Raw genomic sequence first — 20,151 nt, forward strand, 5'->3', positions numbered from 1 at the left:
CGCAGCCTGGTGCACCCAAACTCCGCGAGTCGCTTTCGCGCCGGACCCTCACCCCAACCCCTCTCCCGAGGGGAGAGGGGCTAGCGCCGTTCCCTTCTCACATCGGGAGAAGGTGCCCCGAAGGGGCGGATGAGGGTACGGCGCAGCCTGGTGCATCCAAACTCCGCGAGTCGCTTTCGCGCCGCACCCTCACCCCAACCCCTCTCCCGGTGGGAGAGGGGCTACACAGTTCCTGTAGTGCCCTCGGCGTCGCGCTCCTCGGCCAGCAGCGCGCCGACATACAGCCCGACCAGCATCAGCGCCAGCGAGCCCCAGAACGACGAATAGAACGCCAGGTGGGTGTTGAACGGGAACACCGTCACCAGCAGCGCCAGCATCGCCGGCCGTGCCCGTTCGCGCGCCTGTGGCGAGGCGTAGCGCCATGCGCGCCACGCCTGCGCGGCGCCGGCCAGCCACAGCAGCAAGCCGATCACGCCGGTTTCGCTGAGCACTTCGAGCACGATCTGGTGCGCATGGAAGGCCGGCTCGCGGCCCCAGGCGCCGCCATGCGCCGGATCCGGGTCGCAGGCCACATAGGCTTCGCGGAAGCCGCGCACGCCGACCCCGTTGAGCGGATGCTGGCGGATCATGCACCACGAGGCGTCCCAGATCTGGGTGCGCCCGGCCAACGCCGCGTTCACGTCGGCCGGGCGCCCGCTCAGCGCCAGCGTGGTGCGGGCGAAGCGCTCGCGCACCTGCGGCGAGAGCGCGCCGAGCACGCCGGCGACCAGCACCGCGGCCACACCCAGCGCCAGCATCCGGCGCAGGCCCAGCAGGCGCCAGCCCGACAGCAGCAGCACCAGGGCGTAGGTGATCCACGACGCGCGCGATCCGGCCAGCACCAGCACCACTCCCACCGCCGCCGCGGCAAGCAGCCAGCCCCAGGCGCCGCCGCGGCGCCCGGCCGCGAACAGCAGGAACGGCGACAGGCTGGCCAGCACCTGGCCGAACTTGAGGTTGCACGGGCCGAACACGCCGCTGAGGCGGTCGGCCAGCGCGATTTCCTGCGGCGTGCACAGGCCGTGGTGGTTGATCGCCCACTTCAGCTGGTCCATCGACCAGAACAGCGGGCTGGTGCCGCACAGCGCCTGCGCCAGCGCATCCACGGTCCAGATCGCGGCGATGACCGCCAGCCCGTTGAAGGTGGTGCGGCGGCCGCGCGGCGTCGCCACCGCCATCGCCACCAGCCACAGGAACGGCAGGAAGCGCAGGTCCACCGCCGACTCGCGCAATGCCAGCGGCACGTCCACCGCATCCAGCGCCGACAGCGGCTGCGGCAACCAGTAGGTCAGGAACAGCAGCGTGGTCAGCGCCCACGCCGGCCCGCTGAGCAGGCTGGCGCCGCCGCGGAAGCGGCTGTGCAGCAGGCGCGCCAGGGTCGCCAGCGCGCCCAGCGCCAGCACGCCCGCGGCCAGGCCAGGTGCAGGCCACAGTGCCACGAACGCCAGCACCCAGACCGGGGCCCAGCGTTCGCTGCGCGCCGGCGTCAGCGGCGCGAGCAGGGAGGAATCAGCGCCGGAGTTCGTCATACACCGCCAGGGTCGCGTGCTGCATCGCCTGCAGCGTGTAGGGGATCTGCGCCGGCGGTGCCGGCGGTTGCGCCAGCAGGCGCGCCGCCGCGGCGTGCAGGGCCGCGGGATCGAACGCAGGCACCGCACCGGACGGCTGCAGCTGCGCCAGCAGTTCGCCGGCGCCGCCATGCGCCCAGCCCAGCACCGGCCGCCCCACCGCCAATGCCTCGACCACGGTGCGGCCGAACGCTTCCGGCTTGCGCGACAGCTGCAGCACCAGATCGCTGGCGGCGTAGGCCTCGGCGATGCGCGCGGTCGGCGCGGTGAACGCGATCGCGTCGGCGATGCCCAGCGCGGCGGCCTCGACCTCCAGTTCCTGCAGGTAGGCCTCGCGCCCGGCCTCGCGCGCACCCGGCAGCCATAGCCGTGCGTCGCTGCCGTCGGCGCGCAGCGCGGCGAGCAGGCGCACTGCATCGGCATGGCCCTTCAGGCGGGTGCCGCGACCGGGCAACAGCAGCAGCGGACCGCTGCCGGCGGTGGCCGGCGCCTCGCTCGCGGCCCAGGCCCGCGCGGCCGGATCGGGCTGCGCGCGGCGCGGGAACTGCGCCGGGTCGATGCCGCGCGGAATCACCCGCAGCCGCGCCGGATCGGTCTGCGGGTAGTGGCGCAGCACGTAGTCGTGGACCGTGGCCGACACGCAGATCGCGCGTTCGCCGCGGGCCATGATCGCGCTGTAGCGGCTGGGCGAATTGAGCCCGTGCACGGTGGTGACGAAGCGCGGCCGCTGCGCCGCCGGCAACCCGCGCAGCGCATGCCAGCCCAGCCAGGCCGGCAGCCGCGAGCGCGCATGCACGATGCCCACCCGCTCGCGCACGAACAGGCGCCGCAGCGTCGGCACGTGGCGCAGGCTCAGCAACGACTTGCGGCCGATGTCCAGGGCGATGTGCTCGGCGCCGGTCGCGGCCAGCGCCGGCAGCAGGCGGCCACCGGCCGACACCACCAGCGCGCGATGCCCGGCCGCGACCAGCGCCGCGGCGATTTCCAGGGTGGAGCGTTCGACGCCGCCGGACTCCAGCGCCGGCAGCAGCTGCACCACGGTCAGGCGGTGCATCGACCCGGCGGTCAGTCGACCAGCACGAAGACCGCGCCGCAGTAAGGGCACTTGGCCTCGTGGCTGGGTTCTTCGTCCACCGGCAGATAGACCCGCGGATGCGAGTTCCACAGCGCCATCTCCGGGGTCGGGCAGCTCAGCGGCAGGTCGGCGCGGTGCACGTTGTAGCGCTTCTCTGCATTGGCGGGCGCGGTGGCGGTATGGCTCATGGCGGTGGGACACGGCGGGAGGAGACGGGGAATTCTAGCAGCCCGCCCCACACGCGCGCCGGGCCTGGGAACGCCGCGCCGGTCTTGTCCCAAAATTGTCCTTTCCTGTCGGCTTGATGCCAAGCGATGACATCCACTATGCTCGGGGGACGCGGCGCAACCATGCCGCTCTGAGGTGTCCCGTGGATATAGGTGTGCGATTGATGCAGGCGCGGCGCAATGCCGGTTTCACGCTGCGCGAACTGGCGGCCTTGCTGGGCGTGGCGCATAGCACCCTGGGTCACTGGGAGAACAATCGTTCCGTTCCCAATGCCCGGCATTTGCTGAAGATTGCCGAACTTACCGGCGTCGATGCCTATGTGCTGCTGACTGGCAAGCCGTCCAAGCTGAACCAGGGCGATCACGAAAGCCTGCCGCTGCCGGTAGGCAAGCGTCTGGCCTGAGCACAGTGCGGCGCCGCTGCGGCGCCGCGTTCGATCCTGCGCAAACGCGTTGGCAGGCGCTGCATGGCGTCGTGTCTTCGCGCATCCTGCGGCGGGCGTTTGCGCAGCAAATCCTAAATCGTTCACGCGCTCGATCGCGTGTGCGGCTGGCGCGTCCGCGGCGTTCCGCGGCCAGGCGCCAAACCAGCGTGCCTTGACGTCGACCCGCCCCAGGCTTGATCGACCAGACCCCGCCGCTTCACTCGGCCATCCGCGAAGCGCGTTCGCGCCGGGTGACCCATCGCCGCATCGGCAACGTTTTGGCGGGAACTCGGAAAAGTCCGATGCGATGGCATACAGGGATGCGCTGCAGGCAGCCTGCCGCACGCACCAATCGGCCTGGAAGGCTGCAGCGAAACGCGCAGCCACCAGCGGCTGCGCGCATTCGCACCGAACCTGCCGGAAGCGCTCCGCTTACGGCGCGCTCTTCTCCGCTTCCAGCTGCTTGCGGATCTGCGCATCGACCGCGGCGATCGCGGTCATGTTCATCACCCGGCGCGAGGTGGCGCTGGTGGTGAGGATGTGCACCGGCTTGGAGATGCCCATCAGGATCGGGCCGATCGCCACGCCATCGGTGAACACACGCACCAGGTTGTAGGCGATGTTGGCCGCTTCCAGGTTCGGCAGCACGAACAGGTTGGCGCGGCCCTTCAGGGTGCTGTTGGGCATGATCTGCTTGCGCAGCGCTTCGTCCCACGCGGTGTCGCCCTGCATCTCGCCGTCGATGTTGAGTTCGGGCTTGCGCTTGAGCAGCGCCTCGCGCACCTGGCGCATCTTCAGCGCGTCGCGCGAGTCGTGGCTGCCGAAGTTGGAATGCGACAGCAGCGCGATGTTCGGCTCGATGCCGAACAGCTTCAGCCGGTACGCGGCCTGCAGCGTGGCCTCGACGATCTGCTCCACGCTCGGATCTTCCTGCACGTGCGTGTCCAGGAAGAAGAACGCGCCCTGCGGGTTGATCACCCCGGTCATCGCCGAGGTCGAGCTGACCCGCGGTTCCAGCGGGATCACGCTGCGCGCGTAGCCGAGCTTCTTGTGGAAGCGGCCGACCACGCCGGTGAGCAGCGCGTCGGCTTCGCCGCGCGCGACCATCACCGCGGCGATCAGCGTCGGCCGCGAGCGCATCAGTTCCTTGGCCGCGGTGACGGTGACGCCGCGGCGCTCGGTCAACGCGTGGTAGTACTGCCAGTAGTCGTTGAAGCGCGGATCGTCGTGGATGTTGGTGACCTCGAAGTCCACGCCGGCGGTGATGCGCAGGCCCAGGCGCTGGATGCGCGCCTCGATCACGTCCGGGCGGCCGATCAGGATCGGGAACGCCAGGCCTTCGTCGATCACGCTCTGCACCGCGCGCAGCACCACTTCCTCTTCGCCCTCGGCATAGACCACGCGCTGCTTGTCGGCGCGGGCGCGGTCGTAGACCGGCTTCATCATCAGGCTGGTGCGGTAGACGAACTGGCCGAGCTTGTCGCGGTAGGCCTCCATGTCGGCGATCGGGCGCGTGGCCACGCCCGAGTCCATCGCCGCCTGCGCCACCGCCGAGGACAGCTCGACCAGCAGGCGCGGGTCCAGCGGCCGCGGGATCAGGTAATCGGGACCGAAGCTCGGGGTCTCGCCGCCGTAGGCCGCGCCCAGGTCGGAGGCCTCGCGCCGCGCCATCGCCGCGATCGCCTTGACGCAGGCGATCTTCATCGCTTCGTTGATGCCGGTGGCGCCGACGTCGAGCGCGCCGCGGAACAGGTACGGGAAGCACAGCACGTTGTTGATCTGGTTCGGATAGTCCGAACGGCCGGTGCCGATGATCGCGTCCGGGCGCACCGCCTTGGCCGCCTCCGGGGTGATCTCCGGATTCGGATTGGCCAACGCGAAGATCACCGGCTGCGCCGCCATCGTCGCCACCATTTCCGGCTTGAGGATGCCGGCGGCCGACAGGCCGAGGAAGATGTCCGCGCCCTCGACGATTTCCGCCAGGGTGCGCTTGTCGGTGTCGCGCGCGTAGCGCTGCTTGTCCGGGTCCAGGTCGGTGCGGCCGGTGTGGATCACGCCGTCGCGGTCCAGCGCCAGGATGTTCTCCGGCTTCAGGCCCAGCGAGACCAGCATGTTGACGCAGGAAATGCCCGCCGCGCCCATGCCGGTGGTGGCGAGCTTGACGTCCTCGATCTTCTTGCCGGTCACGACCAGCGCGTTGAGCACCGCCGCGCCGACGATGATCGCGGTGCCGTGCTGGTCGTCGTGGAACACCGGGATGTTCATCCGCTCGCGCAGCTTGCGCTCGACGATGAAGCACTCCGGCGCCTTGATGTCTTCCAGGTTGATGCCGCCGAAGGTCGGCTCCAGGCTGGCGATGATGTCGACCAGCTTGTCCGGATCGTTCTCGTTGATCTCGATGTCGAACACATCGATGCCGGCGAACTTCTGGAACAGCACGCCCTTGCCTTCCATCACCGGCTTGGACGCCAGCGGACCGATGTTGCCCAGGCCCAGCACCGCGGTGCCGTTGCTGATCACCGCGACCAGGTTGCCGCGCGCGGTCAGCTCGCTGGCCTGTTGCGGATCGGCGACGATCGCTTCGCAGGCGAACGCCACGCCTGGCGAATAGGCCAGCGACAGGTCGCGCTGGGTCAGCATGGGCTTGGTCGCGGCCACCTTGATCTTGCCCGGCGGCTGCTGGCGGTGATAGTCGAGGGCGGCCTGTTTGAAATCGTCGTTTGACATCGAGGCTTCTGTAGTCGGGAGGCGCGAGGACCCAGGATTCTACTCCCTGGGCCATGACCAAGCCTGTCTTGCGGCTGTCGCCGCGCAGGCCCGGGGCCGGAAACGCGACGCGCCGGCCAGGCCGGCGCGCGCGCAGCATGCGGAAACTCAGCGGAGCGCGGCAGGCTCGACCGCGACCGCCGGCAAGGCGTCTTCGCCGCCGTCCAGGGCGATGCGCAGGCGATCGCGATCCAGCGCGTTCTCCCAGCGCGACACCACCACGGTGGCCACCGCGTTGCCGATGAAGTTGGTCAGCGAGCGGCATTCGCTCATGAAGCGGTCCACGCCCAGGATCAGCGCCATGCCCGCCACCGGCACTTCCGGCACCACCGCCAGCGTCGCCGCCAGGGTGATGAAGCCGGCACCGGTCACGCCCGCGGCGCCCTTGGAGCTGAGCATCGCCACCAGCAGCAGCGCGATCTGGTGGCCCAGGGTCAGCTCGGTATTGGTCGCCTGGGCGATGAACAGCGCGGCCAGGGTCATGTAGATGTTGGTGCCGTCCAGGTTGAACGAATAGCCGGTGGGCACCACCAGCCCGACCACCGACTTCTCGCAACCGGCCTTTTCCATCTTCTCCATCAGCGACGGCAGCGCCGATTCGGACGAAGAGGTGCCCAGCACCAGCAGCAGTTCCGCCTTCAGGTAGCGGATCAGCTTGAAGATCGAGAAGCCGCACAGGCGCGCCACCGCGCCCAGGATCACCAGCACGAACAGCAGCGCGGTCACGTAGAACGAGCCCACCAGCCAGGCCAGGTTGATCAGCGATTCCACCCCGTACTTGCCGATGGTGAAGGCGATCGCGCCGAACGCGCCGATCGGCGCCGCGCGCATCAGGATGTGCACCAGCTTGAACACCGGCGCGACCAGCGCCTCCAGCAGGTTCAGCACCGGCTTGCCGCGCTCGCCGACCAGCGCCAGCGACACGCCGAACAGCACCGCCACGAACAGCACCTGCAGGATGTTGTCGCCGACGAACGGGCTGAGCAGGGTCTTCGGGATGATGTCCATCAGGAAGCCGACCAGGGTCAGCTCGTGCGACTTCTCCACGTAGCTGTGCACCGCGCTCTGGTCCAGGTCGGCCGCATTGATGTTCATGCCGGCGCCCGGCTGTACCACGTGCGCGACGATCATGCCGACCACCAGCGCCAGCGTGGAGAAGAACAGGAAGTACACCATCGCCTTGACGAACACCCGGCCCACCGTCTTCAGCTGGGTCATGCCGGCGATGCCGGTGACGATGGTCAGGAAGATCACCGGCGCGATGATCATCTTCACCAGCTTGATGAACGCATCGCCCAGCGGCTTGAGTTTCTCGGCGAAGGCCGGCTCGAAGTGGCCGAGCAGCGCACCGAGCACGATGGCGACCACCACCTGGAAATACAGCTGCCGGTAGAACGGCACGTGCCGATGCACGACGCCGCCGGCCGGGGAAGTTGGGATATGCATGAGTGCGCTCCGGAAGACAGGTATGGACCGGCAACCCGACGCAGGTCGCGGAATGCTGCCTTTGTACGCGGCGCCGGCTTCTAAGCAGATAACCTATTGGTACTAGTCCCCTGTTCGCAGCGCCGCCGACGCAGTTACAGTGTTCCGGCACGCTCACGGGAGGGAGGTGCGACGCGCAATGCCGGCCATGGGAATGCCCGCCGATGCTGCGTCGCGTACCGATCTGCCGCCGGCGCTGCCGGCGTCGCATGCGTATTCAGGGGCGATGCGCCGTCGCAGGATCGCAACACCGCTGTAAAGAACCGCCGGATTCGTCCGCTATTGCATGCGGGCGGCTCGTTGTTCCGGCGATGCGCCCCGCACCGCGGCCGAGGGAAGGTCGTGGTCGGCATCACGCTGCACCGCCCGCGCAAGCCTTGCCGTCCCGTCAGTCGAGTGCCGGCGCGCTTTTTTCCTCATCAAGAAGACAACCACACCATGCGCCATACCCTTCTCTTCGCTGCGCTGTGCCTGACCGCCGCCGCTCCTGCCGCTGCCGCCAGCGGGTTCGACGATTGGCCGACCAAGGTCGCCTTCAGCGACGGCACCGAACTGGCCGTGACCGGCAACTACGGCTACGACTGGAACAACTTCTCCGACGACGATGCGCGCCTGGAAGACGACAACGCGTTCCGCCGCAAGGAATTCGGCGCCACGCTGAAGAAGAAGGGCGTGTACGACGCGATGGTGTACTTCGACTTCCAGTCCAAGCTGTGGCTGGACGTGTTCTTCCGCTTCGAGACCAAGGCGCTGTTCGGCAGCGACTACGGCAAGGTGCGGCTGGGCTACATCAAGGTGCCGGTCGGCCTGGAAGGCGTGACCAGTTCGCGCGCCGACAGCTTCCTGGAAACCGCGCTGCCGATCCAGGCGATCTACCAGGGCCGCCGCACCGGCGTGGAGTGGACCTTCGAGCGCCCGCAGTACCTGCTGCAGGCCGGCGCGTACGGCGGCAAGGACCTGCAGGGCGACAACCCCGGCACCACCCAGGCGGTGCGCGGCGTGTGGACCCCGTTCAAGGCCGAGGGCGACGTGCTGCATCTGGGCCTGGCGTATTCGCAGGAAAACCCGCGCGGCTACCACAATGGCCTGGACGTGAGCTTCAGCCCGCGCGTGCGCCTGCGTGCGCGCCCGGAAGCCGGCCTGACCGACGTGCGCCTGGTCGATTCGGGCACCCTGGTCGATGCCGACCAGGTGCGCCGGACCGGGCTGGAAGCGATCTGGATCAAGGGTCCGTTCTCGATGCAGGGCGAAGCGCTGCGCGCCGAGGTCACCCGCGACAACGGTCGCCCGGACTACACCGCCGATGGCCAGTACGTGTTCGCCAGCTACGTGCTGACCGGCGAGTCGCGTCCGTACAGCGCCGGCAACGTGGCCAACATCAAGCCGGCCAACGCCTACGGCGCGGTCGAACTGCTGCTGCGCTACAGCCGCCTGGATCTGGACGACGGCACGGTGCTTGGCGGCCGCCAGCACGACTGGACCGTGGGCGCCAACTGGTACCTGACCAGCCACTTCAAGTTCCAGGCCAACTACGTGCGCGCCGATGCCGAACGCGCCGGCGTGCACACCAAGCCGGACTCGATCGACCTGCGCGCGCAGGTGCAGTTCTGATCGGCAGGTCCTGATCGGCACCCGATCGGTATTGTCCGATCGGATGCGTTCGCAACGAAGACACACGGCGGCAGCGCCCGCCCGCACTCGGGCCGGCGCTGCCGTCGTGCATTCGGCCCCCGTCCGCGGCGGCCATTTGCGCGATCGCGGCGACGCCGCGACCGTCCGCGGAACGAATCGCCAGCACGCGTGCCGCTGCCGCTAAGCTGGCAGGATACCGTCCCGACCGCGCCCACTCCGCATGTATCCCGCCCTGCGCTATCGCCGCTTCGCCCTGCTCCTGCTCGCCGCCCTCGGCGGCATGGCGTTGGCGATGCTGTCGGCCGGGCATTTCGCCGAACAGCGCGCGCTGCGCGCCGAGAGCCGGCAACTGCGCCAGCAGCTGGAGCTGTACGCGCAGACCCTGCAGCAGCGCATCGACCGCTACCGCACGCTGCCACAGGTGCTGGCGCTGGATCCGGAACTGCGCGATGCGCTGACCCAGCCGTTGGACCCGGCCGACCACCAGCGGCTGAACCTGAAGCTGGAGCGCGCCAACGACGTCACCCGCTCTTCGACGCTGACCCTGATCGACGCCGATGGCGTCGCCGTGGCCGCCAGCAACTGGCGCCTGGCCAGCAGCAACGTCGGCGCCGACTACAGTTTCCGTCCCTACGTGAAGCAGGCGCTGGCGCAGGGCAGCGGCCGTTTCTACGGCATCGGCATGACCACCGGCGTGCCCGGCTATTTCCTGTCGCAGGCGATCCGCGACGATGCCGGGCGCACCCTGGGCGTGATCGTGATCAAGATCGAACTGGCCGCGCTGGAACGCGAATGGCTGCGCGTGCCCGACGTGGTGCTGGTCAGCGATCGCCATGGCGTGGTGTTCCTGTCCAGCCGCGACGCCTGGCGCTACCGCCAGCTGCAGCCGCTCAGCGCGCACGAACGCGACGAACTGCTCGCCACCCGCCAATACGCCCGGCAGACCTTGCTGCCGGCGCGGCGGCGCAGCCTGGCCGCGCTGGACGACGGCGGCCAGGTGATGCGCATCGACGCGCCCGCGCAATCGGCGCCGCTGCTGTGGCAGAGCATGGCACTGCCGGAAAGCGGCTGGCGCCTGCACCTGCTGCACGACATCGGCGGCAGCCGCGCCGCCGGCCGCGCGGCCGCGCTGGCCGCGGCCGGCATCTGGCTGGCGCTGGTGTTCCTGGGCCTGCTGTTCCAGCAACGCCAGCGCCTGGCGCGGCTGCGCCAGCGCAGTCGGCGCGAACTGGAATCGCTGCTGCAACAGCATGCGCAGGAGCTGCGCACCGCGCAGGACGGCGTGGTGCAGGCCGCGCAACAGGCCGACACCGGCCTCAGCCGCAGCCTGGAGCATCTGCCGCAGGGCGTGGTGATCATCGATGCGCAGTTGCGCCTGGTGGCGTGGAATTCGCGCTATCTGGAGATCTTCCGTTTCCCGCCGGAGCTGATCCGCATCGGCCGCCCGATCGAGGACGTGTTCCGCTACAACGCGCGCCGCGGCCTGCTCGGTCCCGGCCCGGTGGAAGCGGCGATCCAGCGCCGCCTGGACCACCTGCGCAGCGGCCGCCCGCACATGCGCGAGAGCGAGAAGGACGACGGCACGGTGCTGGAAATCCGCGGCAACCCGCTGCCCGACGGCGGCTTCGTCACCAGCTACGCCGACATCACCAGCTACAAGAACGCCGCGCGCGAACTGCGTTCGTTGGCCGACGCGCTGGAGCACCGCGTCGCCGAGCGCACCCGCGACCTGGCCGACGCCAAGCGCGAGGCCGAGAACGCCAATCGCTACAAGACCCGCTTCGTCGCCTCGGCGGTGCACGACCTGCTGCAGCCGCTCAACGCCGCGCGCATGTTCGTGTCCGCCTTGCGCGGCAAGCTGCACGACGACGACGCGCGGCAGATCGCCGACCATGTCGACAACGCGCTGGTCGCGCAGGACGCGATCCTCAACAGCCTGCTGGACATCTCGCGGCTGGAAGCGGGCACGCTGAAGACGCAGGTGCGCGACTTCGCGCTGGGGCCGCTGCTGCAGACCCTGGCGCACGAGTTCGGCATCGTCGCCGAGGACCGCGGCCTGCGTCTGGACTACGTGCCCACCCACGCCGCGGTGCGCAGCGACGAGACCCTGCTGCGGCGCATCCTGCAGAACTTCCTGTCCAACGCGATCCGTTACACCCCGCGCGGACGCGTGCTGCTGGGCTGCCGCCGCGACGGCGACAGCCTGCGCATCGAGGTCCACGACCAGGGCCCAGGCATCCCCGAGGCGCTGCAGCAGGAGATCTTCGAGGAGTTCCGCCGCCTCGGCGACGGCGTCGTCCACGACCGCGGTGCTGGCCTCGGCCTGGCGATCGTGGAGCGCATCGGCCGCCTGCTCGGCCACCGCATCGGCCTGCGCTCGCAGCTCGGCCGCGGCAGCGTGTTCGCGGTCACCGTGGCGCTGGGCGACGCCGCCGCCGCGGCGCAGGCGCAGGCGCCGACCGCGGTGGCCAGCGACAACGGCGACGACCCGATCCTGCACGGCTGCCGGGTGTGGTGCATCGACGACGACCCGCGCGTCTGCGAGGCCAGCCGCGCGCTGCTGGAACGCTGGGCGTGCCGGGTGGAACTGGCCGCCGGGCCCGAAGAGGCGTTGGCCGCGGCGCAACCGGCGCAGGCGCCGGAGCTGGTGCTGCTGGACGTGCGCATGGGCGAGCGCGACGGCCCGGCCTTGTTCGCGCAGCTGTGCGGGCGCTGGAACGCCGAACCGCGGGTGATCCTGGTCACCGCCGAACCGGATCCGGCGCTGCGCACGCTGGCCCAGTCGCAGGGATGGGGCTTCCTGTCCAAGCCGGTGCGCGCGCCGGCGCTGCGCGCGCTGATGACGCAGATGCTGTTGCGGCGGGGCTGAGCCTCGCTCCCACCGGAGCATCAGCCCCTCTCCCATCGGGAGAGGGGTTGGGGTGAGGGTCCGGCGCAAAAGCGACTCGCGGAGTTGGTGCACGAGGCTACGCCCGTACCCTCATCCGCCCCTCCGGGGCACCTTCTCCCGGTGGGAGAAGGGAACAGCGCTAGCCCCTCTCCCGTCGGGAGAGGGGTTGGGGTGAGGGTGCGGCGCGAAAGCGACTCGCGGAGTTTGGGTGCGCGAGGCTGCGCCCGTACCCTCATCCGCCCCTGCGGGGCACCTTCTCCCGAGGGGAGAAGGGAACAGCCGGCGCACATAGCCCCACCGACGCCCGATCCACTCCGCCCCGCTCACCACTCGCGCGGCGCGATCAACTCCTCGGCATCGGCGGCATCGAAGCCGTAGGTCCTGGCGATGTACAGGAAGTCCACGCCGATGTTGTCGCGCGCAGCGGTCTCGATCTCGCTGTCGTGCGCCTCGAACTCCAGCGCCAGCGCGTTGAATTCCTCGGTGGCGGCGTGGGTGAGCCGGTACAGCGCCGGCAGGTCCGGCGGGGCCTGCGCCTCGATCGCCTCGCACAGCCGCAACAGGATCTTCTGGCCCTTGCCGACCAGAAAGGAAGGGAAATAGTCGTCGTCCAGCATTTCCTGCAGGAACGGGTAGTAGGCGATCTGCTCGTTGCGGATAGGCATGGTCCGGGGGTCCTTTCCGCCCGCAGGAAGCGCGGGCGCCAGTGCATAGCATCGCGTATCCGGGCGCGGCGGAAAACGCTCCCGGCCCATCGCATGGCCGATCGCCGCGCGCGGGGTTCAGGCCTCGCCTTCCGGCTCCAGCGCCTTGACCAGCACCGCGGCCTGGGTGCGGCTGTGGCACTCGAGCTTTTTCAGGATTGCCGTCACATGCACCTTGACCGTGTTCTCGGCCAGGCCCAGTTCGTAGGCGATCTGTTTGTTGAGCAGGCCGTCGGCCAGGCACAGCAGCACCCGGAACTGCTGCGGGGTCAGCTGCGCCAGGCGTGCGGCCAGTTGCGCGTCGGCTTCCGAACGCGCGGCGGTCAGCGGCGGGAACCAGGTGCCGCCATCGAGCACCGCCGCCACCGCGATGCCGATGGTCTCGGCCGGCGAGGACTTGGGAATGAAGCCGGCCGCGCCGAACTGCTGCGCACGGCGGATCACCCGCGGGTGGTCGTTGGAGGAGATCACCACCACCGGCACCTCCGGACGTTCGCCGCGCACGTGCAGCAGGGCCGAGAAGCCGCGCGCGCCGGGCATCGCCAGGTCCAGCAGGACCAGGTCGGCATGCGCCTGCGCGGCCAGCGCCGCATCCAGCGTGGCGGCGCTGGACGCCTCGGTGACCCGCGCGCGCGGCAAGGCCTGGCGCAGCGCGTGCAGCACCGCGGCGCGGAACAGGGGATGGTCGTCGGCGACCAGAATCGTGGGCGCATCCATGCCTACAGTCTGGCATGCGCGGCCGCCGCCGTGCCGGCCCTGCGCCAGGAATCGCACCGCCCCCGGCATTGGCCGCGTTCAAGCCGCAACGCCGGCGGCCGATAGCGAGGCGTGATCCGGACTCTTTCGACCCTGCTGCGCGGCCTGCGCCCGACCGGGTGCCGCTGCGCGCTGCTGGCGGCGCTGCTGGCGCCAGGCGCGAGCGTGGCCGCGACGCTCGCCGCGACAGCCGCCAGCGACGGCGACGACACCGAGTTGCCGAGCAGCCTGGAGCATTTCGGCCTCGGCGACGGGCTGTCGCAACTCACCATCACCGCGCTGCAGAGCGACGACCAGGGCTTCCTGTGGATCGCCACGCAGGAGGGCCTCAACCGCTTCGACGGCCATCTGTTCCGCGTCTACCGGCACGAGCTCAACGCCAGCGACCGGCAAAGCCTGCTCAGCAGCAGCATCGACAGCCTCGCCTTCGAGGCCCGCGGCACCCGCCTGTGGCTGGGCAGCAACGACGCCGGCCTGGAAGTGATCGATCTGGCCACCTGGAAGCGGCATCGGCTGGGCGTGGCCGACGGCCTGTCGCACAACCGCATCATGAACATCCTGATCGATCCGCAGGGCGGCGCCTGGCTCGGCACCGAACACGGCATCGACCGCGTCGACGCGACGCTGAGCCGGGTGCTGCCGCTGGGCGGCGATGCGCCGGTGGTCGGCCTGACCTGGATGCCCGACGGCAAGCGCGCGGTGGCGCTGGACCGGCGCTGCCGGCTGTGGCTGCTCGGCGCGAGCGCACGCCAGGCGCTGCCGGCGCCGCCCGGCATCGACGAATGCGTGGGCCTGCAATCCGGGCCGGAAGGGCTGTGGCTGGCCTCGGCCAGCGCCGGGCTGTTCAAGCTCGACGCGCAAGGCGCCACGCTCGCCCACTGGAGCACGCAGCAAGTGCTCGCCGGGCACAGCGATCTCAGCGCGCTGATCCGCCTGGCCGACGGGCGGGTGCTGGTCGGCTCCACCAATGCCACGGTGACGCAGCTGGACAAGGATGGGGCGACGCCGCGGCGGCTGAGCTTCGACGTGCCGCCGCAAAGCGCCATCACCCGGTTCTATCAGGACGGCAACGGCACCTGGTGGATCGGCACCTACACCGCCGGCCTGTACCGGGTACGGCCGATGTCGGCGGTGATCCGCAACGACGAGGAAGACCTCAGCGACACCCATGCCTGGCCCAGTCCCAGCGTGCGCAGCATCTGGCGCGACGGCGCGCGCATGCTGATCGGCACCGACCAGGGGCTGTTGCTGCGCGAGCGCGGCCGCGCGCCGTGGCAGGTCCCGGCCGCGCTGGCCACGCGCATGGTGCGCGCCATCGAGGGCGACGGCCGCCACTGGTGGCTGGGAACCCGCCACGGCCTGTGGCGCCTGGACGGCAGCGGTGCGCTGGCGCGCGTGGACGGCCTGGCCGATGCGCACGTCAACGCCCTGCTGCGCGAAGGCGACACGCTGTGGGTGGCCACGCGCCGCGGCCTGACCCGGGTGGTCGACGGCCGCGTGCAGGACGATCCGCGCTGGGCGCCGCTGGCCGGGCGCACGCTGACCCGGGTGTACCGCGACACCCAGGGCACGCTGTGGATCGGCTGCAACGACTGCGGGCTGTGGCGGATGCGCGGCGACCGGCCGGCCGAGCCCTATCGCCCCGGCGGCGCCGGCCTGTATCCGTCGGTGTGGTCGCTCTACGAAAAGGACGGCGTGCTGTGGGTCGGCACGTTCTCCGGCGGACTGTATGCGGTGGACCTGAAGCGCGACGTCGCGGTGCGCTACACCGACCGCGAAGGCCTCAGCAGCAACGTCATCTACACCATCCTGCCGGATCCGCAGGGACGGTTGTGGCTGAGCACCAACAACGGCCTGAGCGTGCTCGATCCGGCCACCCGCATCGTGCAGAACCTGGGCAGCCGCGACGGCCTGCAGAACCAGGAATACAACAGCGGCCAGGGCTATCGCGACAGCCGCGGCCTGCTGTATTTCGGCGGCACGCAGGGCGTGGACGTGATCGACCCGCGCAAGCTGCCGCTGCGCAGCAACCCGGCACGCGCGGTGCTGACCGACCTGCGCGTGTTCGACGCCAGCGAAGGCAGCCACGACGGCAAGCGACAGACCGAGACCGACGTGGTGTATGCGCACGACATCGCGCTGGACTATCGCGACAACGTGTTCACCCTGGGCATGACCGCGATCGACTTCACCGCGCCGGGCACGGCGCGGCTGCGCTACCGGGTCGACGGCCTGCACCAGGGCTGGGTCTATCCGCAGACCGCGCACAGCGAATTCTCGGTCAGCCATCTGCCGCCGGACCGCTACACGCTGGAGCTGCAGGCAGCCGGACGCGACGGCCAGTTCGGCGCCGCGCGCACGCTGCGGATCGAGGTGCGGCCGCCGCCGTGGCGGCATCCGCTGGCGTATGCCGGCTACGCGCTGCTGGGCCTGTTGCTGCTCGGCCTGGCCGCGCAACGCGTGCGCCGCACGGTCAACCGCGAGCGCGACATGGTGGAACTGCTGAACCTCACCGTCGCCGAGCGCACGCGGCAGCTGGAGCGCGCCAACCAGCAGCTGCTGCAGAGCAATGCGCAACTGGAAGCGGCCACCCGCCTGGACCCGCTGACCCGCGTCTCCAACCGCCGCGAACTGCAGGATTGGCTGGCCCGCGAATGCCCGGCGCTGCGCGCCCAGCTCGACGCCGGCAGCAGCGCCGATGCGCTGTATTTCTTCATGATCGACCTCGACAACTTCAAGCGCATCAACGACGACTACGGCCACCAGGCCGGCGACACCGCACTGGTGCACTGCGCCGACAGCCTGCGCGCGCTGTGCGGCGACCGCGACCTGCTGGTGCGCTGGGGCGGCGAGGAATTCGTGCTGGTCACCCGCCTGCCGCGCAACGGCGCCGCCGAGGCGCTGGCCGAGCGCCTGCGCACGGCAGTGGCCGCGCAGCGTTTCGCGCTGGAGCAGCGCGAACTGACGCTGACCTGCTCGATCGGTTTCGCGCCATGGCCGTTGGTGGCGGCGTGGCCGGCGCTGGGCGATTGGGAGCAGAGCGTGGGCCTGGCCGATCGCTGCCTATACGCGGCCAAGGGCGCCGGCAAGAACGCCTGGGTGGGGCTGGGCGCCGGCGCGGCACCGGACCGGCCGCGCGTGCAGGCCTTGCTTGCCGGCGGCGCGCCCGAACAGCTCGGCGACAGCGTGCGCATCCTGCACTCCACCGCGCAGCCGCCGCACTTCGCGCGTTGAACGCCGGCGCCCGCCGCGGCGCGTTCAGCGCGGCGGATGGCGGCGCATGCTGCTGCGCCAGGCATCCAGGAACTGGCGGCGCTTGAGTGCGTCCAGGTACACCAGCAAGCCCGGCCCCAGCGCGATCGGGCGGAACGCCGGGGTCGCCGCCGGCGTCGCGCCGCCGGCGCCCGGCAGGATCGGCTTGAGCCACGCCTCGCGCGACAGCACCTGCTGCCCGCGCGGCGACAGCAGATAGTCGAGGAACCGGCGCGCCTCGGCCGCGTGCGGCGTATCGCGCGGAATCACCGCGGTGCGCAGCGCGACCAGGGTGTAGTCCTCCGGCTGCACGATCGCCAGCGGCGCGCCGGCGTCGATCCGTGCCTGCGCGTAGGAACCGAGCACGTTGTAGGCCAACAGCAGTTCGCCGCGGCTGACCCGGTCCAGCAGCACGCCGGTGCGTTCTTCCAGCACCACCTGGTTGTCGCCCATCGCCGCCAGCAAGGCGCCGGCCATGCTGCCGATCTGCCCGTCCTGGGTCGCGAACAGATAGCCCACGCCGCTGCGCTCCACGTCGTAGGTGCCGATCCTGCCGCGCAGCGGCATGCCCGGCGCGCGCAGCAGCTCCAGCAACTGGCGGCGCGTGCGCGGCACCTGCGCCGCCGGCAGCCGCGCCTTGTTGTAGACGATCGCCACCGGCTCGTAGCTGATTCCGAACGCTTCATGCCGCCATTGCGCCCACGCCGGCAGCGCCTCGGTCTGCGGCGAGCGATGTGCGAGCGCGTGGCCGTCGTTCACGAGCTTGGTCTGCAGGTCCATGCTGGCGCTGATCAGCAGGTCGGCGCAGCGTGCGCCGGGCCGCGGATGCAGGTAGCGCTGGTACATGTCCCAGGCGATCACGTCCTGGTACACCACCTCGGTGCGCGGGTGCAGCCGCTGGTAGTCGCCGATCACCGCAGCGAACACCTCGATGTCGGTGGACCCCTGGATGCACAGCTGCGCCTGGGCGCTGCCCTGCGCCGGGAAGCGGCGGATGTCGCCGGGTGCGGCCAGCGCGGCGTGGGCGAACAGGACGACCAGCACTGCGGCAGCCGTGCGCAGCAGGAAATGCGAGCTCATGGGTGCAACCTGGGCAGGCGCAGGCTGGCGATCAGGCCGCCACCGACGCGGTTGGACAGATCGATGCGCCCACCGTGGCTGTCGACCACGCGCTTGACGATCGCCAGGCCGAGCCCGGCGCCGCCGGCGGCCGCGCCCTCGCCGCGCGCGAAGCGCTCGAATACGCGCTCGGCGTCGGCGGCGGCGATGCCCGGGCCGTGATCGGCCACGGTCACCACGCAATCGCGCGCTTCGCAGGTCAGCGCCACCTGCAGCGCGCCGTCGCCGCCGTACTTGCAGGCGTTGTCGATCAGGTTCTTGATCGCCTCGCGCAGCAGCAGCGCGTCGCCGCGCACCATCGCCGGCTCGCTGGCGATGGCCAGTTGCACGCGCGGACGCGGTTGCGACTGCGGCAGCGCCTCGTGCAGCGCCTGATGCACGACCTCGGCCAGATCCACGCTGGCGTAGCGCTGCAGATTGGCGCGGTGGATCACGCTGGCGTCGCTGAGCAATTGGTTGAGCAGGCGGCTCATGTGCGTGGCGTTGCGCTCGATCGCCTCCAGGCTGCGGCGCATGTCGCGCGGATCGTCGTCGTCCAGCGCCAGCTGCGCCTGCGCGCGCAACGCGGCCAGCGGCGTGCGCATCTGGTGCGCGGCCTCGGCCATGAACGCGCGCAAGGTCTCGTTGCTGCTCGCCAGGCGCGCCATGAAGCGGTTCAACGCCGCCACCATCTGGTGCATTTCCTGCGGCGCGGCCAGCGCCAGCGGCTTCAGCTCCGAGGGTTCGCGCCGCGACAGGTCGCGCTCGATCCGCTGCAGCGGACGCAACGCGCGATACACCCCCAGCCAGACCAGCGCCAGCGACAGCAGCGACAGCACCGCGATCGCGACCAGCGCGTGCAGCACCACATCCTGCGCCAGCGCTTCGCGCGCGCGCCGGGTCTGCCCGACCTGCACCCACACCTCGTCCTGTGCCGCGGCCGACGACACCCGCCGCGCCACCACCGCGAAGCGCACCTGCTCGCCGCTGTAGAACGCGTCGAACAAGCGCGGCGCCGCGCTGGCACGCGGCAGCGACGGCGCCTTCGGCAGATCGTCGTAGCCGGTGATGGTGCGCCCGCGCGCATCGAACACCCGGTAGAACACCCGGTCCTCCGGCGCCATCGCCAGCAGGTCCAGCGCCGCGTACGGCAGGTCCACCTGCCATTGCCCGTCGGCCAGCGCCACCGAATCGACGATCGACAGCGCCGAGGACACCAGCAGGTGATCGTAGGAACGGTTGGCCGCACGCTGGCCGTAATCGCGCGCGGCGAAGAACAGCGCCACCGCGCCGAGCAGCGACAGCGCTCCCAGGTACAGCAGCAGCGTGCGCCGGATCGACGGTGCCGGCAGCGCGGCCTCAGCCATCGCCGCCTGGGTCCTGCGGCGTCGCTGGCGGCGAATCGATCCCGGCCGCTTCCAGCTTGTAGCCGACCCCGCGCACGGTGACGATGCGCAGCGGCGCACCGACCAGCTTCTTGCGCAGGCGCCCGACGTACAGCTCGATCGCATTCGGCCCGGCCTCGTCGTCGAAGCCGAACAGCCCGTTGCCGATCTCGTCCTTGCCCACCACCTGGCCGAGCCGGCCGATCAGGATCTCCAGCAGGCGGTATTCGCGATTGGGCAACTCGATCGGCGCACCGTCCAGGCTGACCGTATGCGCGGCATTGTCGAAGGCGAAGCCGCCCAGCTGCACCACCTCGCTGGCGTTGCCGCGATTGCGCCGCAGCAGCACCCGGCAGCGCGCCTCGAACTCGCGGAAATCGAACGGCTTGCCAAGGTAATCGTCGGCGCCCACGTCCAGCGCCTGCACCCGGTCCTCGATGCCGTCACGCGCGGTCAGCATCAGCACCGGCGTGGTATCGCCGCGCTCGCGCAGCCCGGCCAGCACGCGCAAGCCATCCAGCCCAGGCAGGCCGATGTCCAGCACCACCAGGTCGAAGCTCTGGTAGCGCAACACGCTGGCCGCGCCCAGCCCATCGCTCTGCCAGTCCACCGCATGCCCGCTGCGGCGCATGCGCCGCACGATCGCATCGGCCAGATCGGCGTTGTCCTCGACTAACAAAAGACGCATTGGGGCCGGGAATCGGGAATGGAGAATCGGGAATGGTAAGAGCAATTGCCGAAGCCTAACGCATCCGGAAAGCAACGCTCTTCCTATTCCCCATTCCCGAATCCCCAATCCCGGCTCCATCGACAGGTCGATGACAGCTACGCCGCACTAGGCTGCAGCCA

Annotated in this window: 14 protein-coding genes; 4 read left to right on the top strand and 10 right to left on the bottom strand. The window is 70.3% G+C overall.

The window, feature by feature from the left end:
- Positions 1-221 precede the first annotated feature (221 nt).
- The 3 genes from HDC36_RS10915 to HDC36_RS10925 are packed head-to-tail and all read right to left on the bottom strand — an operon-like array spanning position 222 to position 2,870.
- On the bottom strand, positions 222-1,568 hold the full coding sequence (locus tag HDC36_RS10915; protein ID WP_179567112.1) for an O-antigen ligase: 1,347 nt from the start codon (positions 1,566-1,568) through the stop codon (positions 222-224).
- Positions 1,549-2,661 carry a glycosyltransferase gene (locus HDC36_RS10920; RefSeq protein ID WP_179567114.1) on the bottom strand — a complete coding sequence of 371 codons (1,113 nt, stop codon included), beginning with the start codon at positions 2,659-2,661 and terminating at the stop codon, positions 1,549-1,551. The genes HDC36_RS10915 and HDC36_RS10920 overlap by 20 nt, the downstream gene beginning before the upstream one ends.
- Positions 2,662-2,672: 11 nt before the next feature.
- Positions 2,673-2,870 carry a zinc-finger domain-containing protein gene (locus HDC36_RS10925; RefSeq protein WP_179567116.1) on the bottom strand — a complete coding sequence of 66 codons (198 nt, stop codon included), beginning with the start codon at positions 2,868-2,870 and terminating at the stop codon, positions 2,673-2,675.
- A 194-nt stretch (positions 2,871-3,064) separates the two neighbouring features.
- Here HDC36_RS10925 and HDC36_RS10930 point away from each other — a divergent pair, with 194 nt between their 5' ends.
- A complete protein-coding gene (locus HDC36_RS10930) occupies positions 3,065-3,313 on the top strand; it encodes a helix-turn-helix transcriptional regulator (RefSeq protein WP_318241173.1) in 249 nt (82 codons plus the stop codon).
- Between the two features lie 453 nt (positions 3,314-3,766).
- On the opposite strand, the gene HDC36_RS10935 is transcribed toward HDC36_RS10930, so the two are convergent.
- Both HDC36_RS10935 and HDC36_RS10940 read right to left on the bottom strand, forming a co-directional pair.
- Positions 3,767-6,061, bottom strand: a complete 2,295-nt coding sequence (locus HDC36_RS10935; protein ID WP_179567118.1) for an NADP-dependent malic enzyme — start codon at positions 6,059-6,061, stop codon at positions 3,767-3,769.
- Positions 6,062-6,208: 147 nt separating this feature from the next.
- Positions 6,209-7,546, bottom strand: a complete 1,338-nt coding sequence (locus tag HDC36_RS10940) for a dicarboxylate/amino acid:cation symporter (RefSeq protein ID WP_179567120.1) — start codon at positions 7,544-7,546, stop codon at positions 6,209-6,211.
- 477 nt (positions 7,547-8,023) lie between these two features.
- On the opposite strand from HDC36_RS10940, the gene HDC36_RS10945 reads away from it, so the two are divergent.
- Positions 8,024-9,196, top strand: a complete 1,173-nt coding sequence (locus HDC36_RS10945) for a porin (RefSeq protein ID WP_179567122.1) — start codon at positions 8,024-8,026, stop codon at positions 9,194-9,196.
- Positions 9,197-9,437: 241 nt separating this feature from the next.
- The gene (locus HDC36_RS10950) at positions 9,438-12,086 is read left to right on the top strand and encodes a PAS-domain containing protein (RefSeq protein ID WP_179567131.1); all 2,649 of its coding nucleotides are present in this window, start codon (positions 9,438-9,440) and stop codon (positions 12,084-12,086) included.
- Positions 12,087-12,430: 344 nt separating this feature from the next.
- Here HDC36_RS10950 and HDC36_RS10955 read toward each other — a convergent pair whose 3' ends face one another.
- Together HDC36_RS10955 and HDC36_RS10960 are read right to left on the bottom strand one after the other, a co-directional pair.
- Positions 12,431-12,772 (bottom strand): DUF5713 family protein, encoded by a 342-nt coding sequence (locus HDC36_RS10955; protein WP_179567133.1) that lies wholly within the window; start codon positions 12,770-12,772, stop codon positions 12,431-12,433.
- 117 nt (positions 12,773-12,889) lie between these two features.
- Entirely contained in the window at positions 12,890-13,528 is a 639-nt protein-coding gene (locus HDC36_RS10960; protein WP_179567135.1) for a response regulator transcription factor, read from the bottom strand.
- 111 nt (positions 13,529-13,639) lie between these two features.
- Here HDC36_RS10960 and HDC36_RS10965 point away from each other — a divergent pair, with 111 nt between their 5' ends.
- Positions 13,640-16,801: a diguanylate cyclase gene (locus HDC36_RS10965; RefSeq protein WP_343204335.1), complete on the top strand. Its 3,162-nt coding sequence runs from the start codon at positions 13,640-13,642 to the stop codon at positions 16,799-16,801.
- A gap of 24 nt (positions 16,802-16,825) precedes the next feature.
- On the opposite strand, the gene HDC36_RS10970 is transcribed toward HDC36_RS10965, so the two are convergent.
- Genes HDC36_RS10970 through HDC36_RS10980 form a run of 3 tightly spaced genes read right to left on the bottom strand, consistent with a single transcriptional unit; the run spans position 16,826 to position 19,990 of the window.
- Positions 16,826-17,899: an ABC transporter substrate-binding protein gene (locus HDC36_RS10970; RefSeq protein ID WP_179567137.1), complete on the bottom strand. Its 1,074-nt coding sequence runs from the start codon at positions 17,897-17,899 to the stop codon at positions 16,826-16,828.
- Complete coding sequence (locus HDC36_RS10975; RefSeq protein ID WP_179567139.1) at positions 17,896-19,284, bottom strand: sensor histidine kinase; 1,389 nt, start codon at positions 19,282-19,284, stop codon at positions 17,896-17,898. The genes HDC36_RS10970 and HDC36_RS10975 overlap by 4 nt, the downstream gene beginning before the upstream one ends.
- The gene (locus HDC36_RS10980) at positions 19,277-19,990 is read right to left on the bottom strand and encodes a response regulator transcription factor (RefSeq protein ID WP_179567141.1); all 714 of its coding nucleotides are present in this window, start codon (positions 19,988-19,990) and stop codon (positions 19,277-19,279) included. The genes HDC36_RS10975 and HDC36_RS10980 overlap by 8 nt, the downstream gene beginning before the upstream one ends.
- Positions 19,991-20,151: the final 161 nt, after the last annotated feature.

Origin of the sequence: Xanthomonas sp. JAI131 (assembly GCF_013410075.1) — a bacterium.
Classification (GTDB): domain Bacteria; phylum Pseudomonadota; class Gammaproteobacteria; order Xanthomonadales; family Xanthomonadaceae; genus Xanthomonas_A; species Xanthomonas_A bonasiae.

Coding starts and splice junctions, on each gene's coding strand:
- HDC36_RS10940 (WP_179567120.1), bottom strand. CDS start 7,546: ATGCATATCCCAACTTCCCCGGCCGGCGGCGTCGTGCATCGGCACGTG.
- HDC36_RS10970 (WP_179567137.1), bottom strand. CDS start 17,899: ATGAGCTCGCATTTCCTGCTGCGCACGGCTGCCGCAGTGCTGGTCGTC.
- HDC36_RS10950 (WP_179567131.1), top strand. CDS start 9,438: ATGTATCCCGCCCTGCGCTATCGCCGCTTCGCCCTGCTCCTGCTCGCC.
- HDC36_RS10935 (WP_179567118.1), bottom strand. CDS start 6,061: ATGTCAAACGACGATTTCAAACAGGCCGCCCTCGACTATCACCGCCAG.
- HDC36_RS10980 (WP_179567141.1), bottom strand. CDS start 19,990: ATGCGTCTTTTGTTAGTCGAGGACAACGCCGATCTGGCCGATGCGATC.
- HDC36_RS10960 (WP_179567135.1), bottom strand. CDS start 13,528: ATGGATGCGCCCACGATTCTGGTCGCCGACGACCATCCCCTGTTCCGC.
- HDC36_RS10920 (WP_179567114.1), bottom strand. CDS start 2,661: ATGCACCGCCTGACCGTGGTGCAGCTGCTGCCGGCGCTGGAGTCCGGC.
- HDC36_RS10945 (WP_179567122.1), top strand. CDS start 8,024: ATGCGCCATACCCTTCTCTTCGCTGCGCTGTGCCTGACCGCCGCCGCT.
- HDC36_RS10915 (WP_179567112.1), bottom strand. CDS start 1,568: ATGACGAACTCCGGCGCTGATTCCTCCCTGCTCGCGCCGCTGACGCCG.
- HDC36_RS10955 (WP_179567133.1), bottom strand. CDS start 12,772: ATGCCTATCCGCAACGAGCAGATCGCCTACTACCCGTTCCTGCAGGAA.
- HDC36_RS10925 (WP_179567116.1), bottom strand. CDS start 2,870: ATGAGCCATACCGCCACCGCGCCCGCCAATGCAGAGAAGCGCTACAAC.
- HDC36_RS10975 (WP_179567139.1), bottom strand. CDS start 19,284: ATGGCTGAGGCCGCGCTGCCGGCACCGTCGATCCGGCGCACGCTGCTG.